This is a genomic window from Burkholderia sp. Se-20378, assembly GCF_017104665.1.
Taxonomy (GTDB): Bacteria; Pseudomonadota; Gammaproteobacteria; order Burkholderiales; family Burkholderiaceae; genus Burkholderia; species Burkholderia lata.
Map to the genome: position 1 here is coordinate 1 of NZ_JAAGPG010000778.1, position 2,828 is coordinate 2,828.

A 2,828-nucleotide genomic window follows, 5' to 3' on the forward strand; every position below is an offset into this window, starting at 1 on the left:
CCCGGCTCGGCCGTGAGCCTCGGCGCGAACGGCCTGACGCTGAGCGGGACGGCCAGCGGCAATTTCGGCGGTACGATCGGCGGCACCGGGGGCGTGACGTTCGCGGGCACGGGCACGCAGACGCTGACGGGGGCGAACACGTACACGGGCGGCACGACGATCAACGGTGGCAGCACGCTGGCGCTGGGTGCGGGCGGCAGTCTCGCGTCGGGCAGCGCAGTGAATCTCGCCGGCGCGGGCGCGACGTTCAACCTGAGCGGCGCATCGGGCGCGCAGACGCTCGGCACGCTGAGCGGCGTTGGCGGCACGAACGTGAACCTGGGCGCGAATGCGCTGACGCTGAACGGCAGCACCAACGGCACGTTCGGAGGGGCGATCGGCGGCACCGGCAGCGTGACGTTCGCGGGTACCGGGACGCAAACGCTGACCGGCGCGAACACCTACACGGGCGGCACGACGATCAACGGCGGCAGCACGCTGGCGCTGGGCGCGGGCGGCAGCCTCGCGTCGGGCGGAGCCGTGAACCTGGCGGGCGCAGGCGCGACGTTCAACCTGAGCGGCGCATCGGGCACGCAGACGATCGGCGCGTTGAACGGCGCGGCCAGTACGAACGTGGATCTGGGCGCGAACGGGCTGACGCTGAGCGGAACCGCGAGCGGCAATTTTGGCGGCACGATCGGCGGCACCGGCGGTGTGACGTTCGCGGGCACGGGCACGCAGACGCTGACGGGTGCGAACACGTACACGGGCGGCACGACGATCGACGCCGGCAGTACGCTTGCGCTCGGTGCGGGCGGCAGCCTCGCGTCGGGTAGCGCAGTGAACCTGGCCGGCACGGGTGCGACGTTCAACCTGAGCGGCGCATCGGGCGCGCAGACGCTCGGCACGCTGAGCGGCATCGCCGGCACGAACGTGAACCTGGGTGCGAATGCGCTGACGTTGAACGGCAGCACCAACGGCACGTTCGGTGGGGCGATCGGCGGCACCGGCAGCGTGACGTTCGCGGGTACCGGCACGCAGACGCTGACGGGCGCAAACACCTACACGGGCGGCACGACGATCAACGGCGGCAGCACGCTGGCGCTCGGCGCGGGCGGCAGCCTGGCCGCAACGGGCGCAGTGAATCTCGCCGGCACGGGCGCGACGTTCAACCTGAGCGGCGCATCGGGCACGCAGACGATCGGCGCGTTGAACGGCGCGGCCGGCACGAACGTGAACCTCGGCGCGAACGGGCTGATGCTGAGCGGGACTGCCAGCGGCACGTTCGGTGGTGCGATTGGCGGCAGCGGGGGCGTGACGTTCGCGGGCACGGGCACGCAGACGCTGACGGGGGCGAACACGTACACGGGCGGCACGACGATCGACGCCGGCAGCACGCTCGCGTTGGGTGCGGGCGGCAGCCTCGCGTCGGGCAGCGCAGTGAACCTGGCCGGCACGGGGGCGACGTTCAACCTGAGCGGTGCAACGACCCCACAGGTGCTCGGCACGCTGAGCGGTATCGGCGGCACGAACGTAAACCTGGGCGCGAATGCGCTGACGTTGAACGGCAGCACCAACGGCACGTTCGGCGGCGCGATCGGCGGCACCGGTGGCGTGACGTTCGCGGGTACCGGTACGCAGACGCTGACGGGTGCGAACACCTACACGGGTGGCACGACGATCAACGGCGGCAGCACGCTCGCGCTGGGTGCGGGCGGCAGCCTCGCATCGGGCAGTGCGGTGAACCTGGCCGGCACGGGCGCGACGTTCAACCTGAGCGGCGCATCCGGCGCGCAGACGATCGGTGTGCTAACCGGCGCGGGCGGTACGAACGTGAATCTCGGCGCGAATGCCCTGACGCTGAACGGCAGCGGCAACAACACGTTCGGCGGTGCGATCGGCGGCACGGGTGGCGTAACGTTCGCGGGCGCCGGCACGCAAACGCTGACGGGGGCGAACACCTACACGGGCGGCACGACCATCAACGGCGGCAGCACGCTGGCGCTCGGCGCGGGCGGCAGCCTCGCGTCGGGCAGCACGGTGAGTCTGGCCGGCACGGGCGCGACGTTCGACGTGAGCGGCGCGACGGGCGCACAGACACTCGGTGCGTTGAACGGCGCGGGCGGCACGAACGTGAACCTCGGCGGCAACGCATTGACGTTGAACGGAAGCGGCGGGACATTCGGCGGTGCGATTGGCGGCACGGGCGGCGTGACGTTCGCGGGTGCCGGCACGCAAACGCTGACGGGGGCGAACACGTACACGGGTGGCACGACGATCAACGGCGGCAGCACGCTGGCGCTCGGCGCGGGCGGCAGCCTCGCATCGGGCAGTGCGGTGAGTCTGGCCGGCACGGGCGCAACGTTCAACCTGAGCGGTGCGACGGGCGCGCAGACGATCGGCACGCTGTCCGGTGGCACCGGCACGAACGTGACCCTCGGCGCGAATGCGCTGACGCTGAACGGCAGCGGCAACAACACGTTCGGCGGTGCGATTGGTGGTACGGGCGGCGTGACGTTCGCGGGCACGGGTACGCAAACGCTGACCGGCGCGAACACCTACACGGGCGGCACGACGATCAACGGCGGCAGCACGCTGGCGCTCGGTGCGGGCGGCAGCCTCGCGTCGGGCAGTGCGGTGAATCTCGCCGGCGCGGGTGCGACGTTCAACGTGAGCGGCGCGACGGGCGCACAGACGATCGGTGCGCTGAGCGGCAGCACCGGCACGAACGTGACCCTCGGCACGAATGCGCTCACGCTGAACGGCAGCGGCAACGGCACGTTCGGCGGCGCGATCGGTGGCGCGGGCGGTGTGACGTTCGCGGGCACCGGTACGCAGACGCTGACGGG

The 2,828-nt window shown here is 71.8% G+C and carries 1 protein-coding gene; it reads left to right on the forward strand.

Going from position 1 to position 2,828, the window contains the following annotated elements:
• On the forward strand, nt 1-2,828 hold a 2,828-nt coding region (locus G3N93_RS37390; RefSeq protein WP_206135272.1), incomplete at both ends, for an S-layer family protein.